The organism is Clostridium sp., assembly GCF_016650095.1.
GTDB lineage: Bacteria > Bacillota > Clostridia > Clostridiales > Clostridiaceae > Clostridium_AD.
Map to the genome: position 1 here is coordinate 1 of NZ_JAENWL010000194.1, position 6,832 is coordinate 6,832.

The 6,832-nt window shown below is 31.4% G+C and carries 5 protein-coding genes; 2 read left to right on the forward strand and 3 right to left on the reverse strand.

Annotated elements, in window-relative coordinates; genetic code table 11:
* Positions 1-348: 348 nt before the first annotated feature.
* Entirely contained in the window at positions 349-792 is a 444-nt protein-coding gene (locus JJE11_RS11760) for a lipopolysaccharide assembly protein LapA domain-containing protein (protein WP_291635805.1), read from the forward strand.
* A gap of 150 nt (positions 793-942) precedes the next feature.
* Here the strand turns inward: JJE11_RS11760 and JJE11_RS11765 are convergent, their stop codons facing one another.
* From JJE11_RS11765 to glgD, 3 genes are all read right to left on the reverse strand, one after another.
* Complete coding sequence (locus JJE11_RS11765) at positions 943-3,597, reverse strand: phosphoenolpyruvate synthase (protein WP_291635807.1); 2,655 nt, start codon at positions 3,595-3,597, stop codon at positions 943-945.
* 18 nt (positions 3,598-3,615) lie between these two features.
* A complete protein-coding gene (locus tag JJE11_RS11770; protein ID WP_291635809.1) occupies positions 3,616-4,212 on the reverse strand; it encodes a TetR/AcrR family transcriptional regulator in 597 nt (198 codons plus the stop codon).
* A 239-nt stretch (positions 4,213-4,451) separates the two neighbouring features.
* The gene (gene glgD, locus JJE11_RS11775; RefSeq protein WP_291635811.1) at positions 4,452-5,564 is read right to left on the reverse strand and encodes a glucose-1-phosphate adenylyltransferase subunit GlgD; all 1,113 of its coding nucleotides are present in this window, start codon (positions 5,562-5,564) and stop codon (positions 4,452-4,454) included.
* Between the two features lie 755 nt (positions 5,565-6,319).
* On the opposite strand from glgD, the gene JJE11_RS11780 reads away from it, so the two are divergent.
* The coding region (locus JJE11_RS11780; RefSeq protein WP_291635814.1) for a glutathione peroxidase at positions 6,320-6,832 on the forward strand (513 nt) is incomplete at its 3' end.

Below are 6,832 nucleotides of genomic sequence, written 5' to 3' on the forward strand. Positions count from 1 at the left end.
CAACATATTTGCAAATTTTATAAATCCATTGTTTACAAACTATATAAATGCTTGCCACAAATGTAATTTTATATGTTCGACTCTTATTTTACCATTATACACCATAAAAGTAAAGATTCAATTTGATACAAAAACATGAACAAATAAATTAAAATATGTATTATTGAAATAAAAACATCCTTGTCTACTTTCTTTGCCAATTATATTTATATAACTCTAATACAGCTCCAATATTACTTTATCTTACATATAATTGCAGTATATTGCTAAATATTACAATATCCTATTCACAATGTAATAATTATGATATAATTCAATAAATATAGTAAATAGAGGGGGTAATGTCTTATGAGAATTGGCTTTATAATTTCTTTGATTTTTGCTATTTTAGTAGCCATGTTTGGAATTCAAAATTCTACAGTGATATCCGTTAATTTCTTTTCTACACAATTTAACATTTCCTTGGCTCTTATAATTTTTGTATCTGCAATTATAGGTGCTATAGTAGTGACTTTATTTGGACTACAAAAGGAATTCGCACTAAGCCGTGGTAATAAGAGGTTAACAAAGAAAGCAAATAATTTTCAAAATGAGATTGAAATTTTAAAAAATGAAAATGCTAATTTAAAGATTGAAAATGAAAATTCTAAAAGCAAATTAGAGGCTTTAGACACTAAATCAGAAGAGTTAGACACTAATAATAAAGCACTCATTGAAGAAATAAATGTACTTAATATGGAAATTGGTAGGCTTAATGGTATTTCTAAAAATGAAACTATTATTTTAAAGTAATGTAACTCACAGGTTTTCCACCCTTAAGGAAATAAATTGAGCACCAGTGGCATTTTATAGCTACTGGTCTCATCTAAATATCTTTATATCTTCCTTTTCATTCTCAAATACTTCTTTAGCCTTCCAACTAGTATAACTAATGAACTTCCCCTATTCTTCTATAACCATTACATATCCAGTATTACCGTCAACCCTTATCTTTTGACCTGTTTTTATTTTTTTTGTAGCCTCTGAAACACCCACAACAGCGGGTATTCCATACTCTCTGGCTACTACTGTCCCATGTGTTAAAAGACCACCGATCTCCATTACGAGTCCTGCTGCATTTATGAAAAGCGGTGTCCATCCAGGGTCTGTAAATGGTGCTACCAGAATCTCACCTTTATTTAATGAAGCCTTTGTAGGATCAGTGATTACTCTTGCGATTCCTTCTATGACTCCTGAAGATACAGGCGTGCCTTGTAATGCTCCCTCAGGTAGATTTTCACTCTTGTATCCTACCTTAATTTCTTCTCCATCGCTTGTAAGTACACGTGGAGTGCTTAGTTTCCTAAAATGATTATACTCTTCTTTTCTTTGATAAACGATGTCTATGAGACTTTCATTGTTTTGTATTGCTGAATGCAACTCCCAAAAACCCACATAAAATATATCCTTCTCCTGAGTAAGGTGGTTTTTTTGAACCAGTATCTTTGCCTCCTCCAGTATGGCTTTCTTGAAAATTAGGATGAGATTCATAATTAGATATTTAGGATGCTCCCTTGTAGGCAGAACATTTCTTAAAACTCTTACAAGCCTTTTTACTATTCTACCTTTCACTTTTCCATGCTTAGCTTCCACTTCTTTTATAAGCTCTTCCGCTGCTTTTTTCGCTTTTACTATTGTATTCTTGTATTCTATCCTATGGATACCTTCCACTGATGTCTTTACAGTAGCCAAAATTGATTTTGCTAGTGGTTCTGGGTTTTCTACCCATCGTTCCTTTGCCATATCTATTTCTCCGGCAGCTCTCATACCATATTTATCCATGAACGCATTAAACTTCTTCTTAAATTCGTCATACCCTTCGAGTTTACTTATTCTATAAATCAAAGTACTATAGTCCTCATCTTCAAACTCGCTCACTAAATACGGTGATTTTCTTATCATATCTGCTAGATCACCAACCAAAAGACCCATTTCAGTGGTGATGTTGCCTTCTAGTCCTTTGACTATATCATTCACATACTGATTTGTTCCCAGTAGCTTTTGTTCTAGACTTTCAAGAGCCTTAAAGCTTATTATTCCCGGTGCCATTCGTGGAATTAACTTATGTATATCTTTATAGAAGCTACCAACCTCATAGATGGCCTCCATTTTAGAGGAACCTTGCTTTGCTTCACCAATTGCTTTCACTGTTTCCGCTACACGGTTTTCAACATAACTGTTCATGAATTCGATGGAACCTTCCGGATTCTTATAAATGAAGTTCTTTAACCCATTAATCATTATAGGACTCATGTATTTAAGCAATGCTCTTCCTGTGCCCTTATTCCTTTTGATTCGACCTTCAAAGTCCGGCCTCTGAATCAGTTCTATTAAAGCTTCCCCTAGCAATACATCTACATTTTTAAAAAATGATGGCAATCCTTTTCTCATTTTTTTAAACTGCAAAAGTTCACTTAAATCGATATATATCCTACCTGCAGAAGAAGTGAGAAATTTATATTCTGATTCACTTCTCGCTCCTTTATCAAAAGGTAAGATATTTCTAAGTATATCTATTCCAAGAGGAGAAATCGGGTCTGTCATAACCTGAAAATGATTAAAAGACACGTATGCATGGAGCGCGTCATCTATAGGTAGTGGCGCAGGTAGTGGAAACAAGGAAGTAATGGCACGACTCTGAACTATATACAATTTATCATTTTCAAGGCACCACTCAATATCCTGAGGACATCCATAATGTTTCTCTATTTTCATTCCAAGTTCAGAAAGCGCTATTATATTGTAATCTTTCATAACTTGTCTTGAGGACCTTTCACCGATTATGTCTACTTTTTTTGTGCCACCGCCGTCAATTGGAAGTATTGCTAGCTTCTTGTCTCCTATAATTTTACTATCTATTTCCATACTGCTCTTCCTAAACTTATATATATCTGGAGATACAAGACCTGAAACAAGTGCTTCTCCAAGTCCATAGCTGGCATCTATGGAAATAATTCCTCTGTGTCCGGATACAGGGTCAGCAGTAAACATGATACCGGATACTTCTGGTAGCACCATTTTTTGAACGACTACAGACATATAGACCACTTCATGCTGTATTTTGTTCTGTATTCTGTAGAGGATTGCTCTATCTGTAAATAAGGATGCCCAGCAGTCTCTAACAGATCGCAGTAGCGAGCTGTCCCCCTTAACATTGAGATATGTGTCTTGTTGACCTGCAAAAGAAGCAAATGCCAAGTCCTCTGCTGTAGCGCTTGATCTTACTGCATAGTAGTTATCTGTTCCAGTCTTATTGACTGCCCTAAGAATCTCTTGTACTACTTCTTCTGGTATTTCTGACTGTCCTACCTTTGCTCTAATTTTTTCACCTATCTGACTTATGTTCTCAAGACATGCATCCTTAATCACTTCAGGTATGAAATCCGACAGCTTATTATGCTGTACGAAATCTTTATATGCCTCTGTTGTAACACAAAACCCGTAGGGAACCTGGAATCCTACTTTGGTCATTTCTCCTAAGTTTGCACCTTTTCCGCCTACTAGTGATATGTCCTTCTTATCTATTTCATCGAAAAATAGTATATATTTATTTTGCATAATATATCTTCCCCCAAATTACTGTAACTTTACTCCATTTAGAAACAGGTTAATTAGCTGACTTTTTAAAATATCTATTTCATAATTTTCTTTACCATAGATACTTGAAACAAAAAAATTCATATATATAAACATAAAATTCCTTGCTAACATTACGAGAGGTATATCTAATCTTATTTCATTATTATATTGTGCTTTTTTTACAATTTCCAAAACCAGACTTTCAATTCCACTTCTCTGATTATTGTCAAATGGATTGTTGTTAAAAAGTGTTTGTAATCTATATCTAAAATAGATTGCTGCTAATTCTATGTCATTACGAAATATCTGATTGATAAAGTCCAATAAGTTATTTAGCTGTGATTGTATGTCCTTATTTTCACTAAAACTTTCACTAACCTCTTCACCATGATTCACAATAAGAGACTGAAAGTATCCAACAAGAATGGATTCTTTATCCTTAAAGTAATTATATAATGTGCCCTTGGACACATCAGACTTTTCTGCTATTTCCTCCATAGATGTTTCCTGGAACCCTTTTGCTCTAAAAAAATCTATTGCACAGTTTATAATGTTGTCCCTTGTTATTTCCTTTTTACGTTCTCTTCTATTCATATTTTCTTGAACTCCTTAACAATTGAGTATATTTAAACACTGTATATTTTTGAACTGTGTTTAAATTTATTTTAAGTCAAATAAGATAGAAAGTCAATACCAATAGCGCCTTTACACAACAAAAACGCAGAATCTCATTTCTGAGACTCTACGTGTATATTTACAACATATATATCTGCTTTCATTTAAGGCATACTATGATATTATTCAAAAATACAAACTAAAGGTACAATTGCTTATCATTTTAAACGAGATTTTTTTTCTATTACAACTGGGAAATCTTCATCCCCCATTAATATTGTATTTTCACTCATAATAGTATTTTTATCTATTATAACATTTGTTAGTTTGCACCCTTTTTTAATTTCACAATTTTCGAATATTATACAATTTTTAACTTCTGCACCTGCATGTACAGTCACCCTTCTTGAAATTATACTATTCTCTATGCTTCCTTTTAAAATGCATCCATTAGAAATCAAAGCATTACTAACTTTTGATCCATTAAAATATTTGGTGGGAGCCCCATCTTTACTCTTTGTATAGATTAACCCATTGTTAAAGAATAATTCCTTGATTACTTTAGTTATTAGCATATCCATACTGGTTTTATAATAATTTTTCTCTGAATTTATATATTGAAGGTATCCTTTAAACTCATATGCATTCACATTAAGTTCCGAAACCATACTAGCAATAGCTTTTTTTATTGAATTATTATGTCCTGTCTGAATGCAATCCTTTACAATAGTTATAAGAGTACTTTTTTTCATTATAAACTTTTCCATTGATATATTTTGTTTGTCCTCTGATCCTATGTTTTTCCCAATGCTTAAAACTTCACTTTCCCCATTTATATATAAAGTACTGCAATTTACATACTGATTCTTCCCATCATTTGTCTTTTTATATAATATTGTAATATCACTACCAGATTCCTCATGATACTTAGCAGCCTCATTGTAATCTATGTTACATACAACATTCGAAGAAGATACTATTACATATTCTTGTTTCGATCTATAAATATATTCCATATTATCTTTTAATATATCTATATCGCTTAGTTGTGATTTTTCTGAAGTAAAATTGAATAAAAAGAGTCCATTTATTTTTCTATCTAAATCCCAAGGTTTCCCTGACCCTAAATGATCTACTAAGGATCTAGATTTTGTGTTAGTAAATATACCTATATTATGAATACCTGAATTAACCATATTTGAAAGCACAAAATCAATAATTCTATATCTTCCGCCTATTGGTATAGCTGCTATAGGTCTTGATTTTGTAAGACTTTTAATATTATCCTCTTTCTCATTTAACATTAATAACCCAATATAATTTTTAAGCATACATATCCCCCCGTTAATCTTATAGTTTAGGTTTAGTTAGTATCTCTGAATTAGATTTGATCTCTTTTCCTTCTTCTATAACAATAATATTTTCTCCATTACCAATACAAGTATTATGTCTTATGATTACATTACTTCCTATGTTTTAGTCTTGATCCTTGACCCCCTGCGAGTATCATAGCTATCATTTCTTTTTTTTCATGCTAGTTCTCTCCTCTCTATTCTTCTTCTACTGCGGTATGATTCAAAATAAACTAGGCAAAAGCAGATTATGTATTTTCCAATTAGGTTCATTAAAGCAATTAATTTTTTAATATAGATTATTTTGTAATCTTTGCACAAATGCCATCTCATAATTTTCATTCCGTATAAAATTGTCTCATGTTTCGTCATTTTATGCAATATCTATATTTACATGAAGATGAATTAATTTGAAAATATTTTTTTAATAGTTCACTATATATTTATAGGTTCTTACCACATTTTTTATTTGTCTCTATTTATATATCATGAAGTTTATAAAAGATATTTTCCATGGAATATTAATTTCACAGAATTTCATTTTTTTAGATAATTATTATTGACTAATAGTAATTGTTATGTTATATTAATATTAATAAAAAACAAATAAAAGAGTTATTATTAATCAAAATATATTTGTAAAGTTCGAATTAAATTTAATATAAAAAAAGTGATAAAGTTTAAAGTATAGCATTTTGGTATAGACAAATTTATATAAAATGGAGGGATAATAAATGTCAATTTATGATTTTAAAGCGGTAACAATCGATGGTGAAGAAATATCTCTAGAACAGTATAAAGGAAAAGTTCTAGTTATAGTTAATACAGCAAGCAAGTGTGGATTTACACCACAGTATGAGGGTTTAGAGAGGCTTTATGAACAATATAAGGATAAAGGTCTAGAAATACTTGGATTTCCAAGCAATCAATTCGCTGGACAGGAACCTGGTGAAAGTAATGAAATAAAAAATTTCTGCGAAATTAATTATGGTGTGAGTTTTCAATTATTCGAGAAAAATGACGTAAGAGAAGCAAATGCTCAACCACTTTTTAAATATTTAACAGAAAATACAATTTTCAAAGGTTTTGATTTGAGTAATCCAAACGGAAAAAAACTTAATGACATGCTTAATGAAAAGTTTCCAGAATTCCTAGTAGGTAATTCAATAAAATGGAATTTCACAAAATTTCTTATTGATGGGGAAGGCAATATAACTAACAGATATGAACCAACAACCGAACCAGTA

What these genes read in the sequence shown, in the direction of transcription:
- JJE11_RS11760 (WP_291635805.1), top strand. Translation starts at nt 349, where the DNA reads ATGAGAATTGGCTTTATAATTTCTTTGATTTTTGCTATTTTAGTAGCC.
- JJE11_RS11765 (WP_291635807.1), bottom strand. Translation starts at nt 3,597, where the DNA reads ATGCAAAATAAATATATACTATTTTTCGATGAAATAGATAAGAAGGAC.
- JJE11_RS11770 (WP_291635809.1), bottom strand. Translation starts at nt 4,212, where the DNA reads ATGAATAGAAGAGAACGTAAAAAGGAAATAACAAGGGACAACATTATA.
- glgD (WP_291635811.1), bottom strand. Translation starts at nt 5,564, where the DNA reads ATGCTTAAAAATTATATTGGGTTATTAATGTTAAATGAGAAAGAGGAT.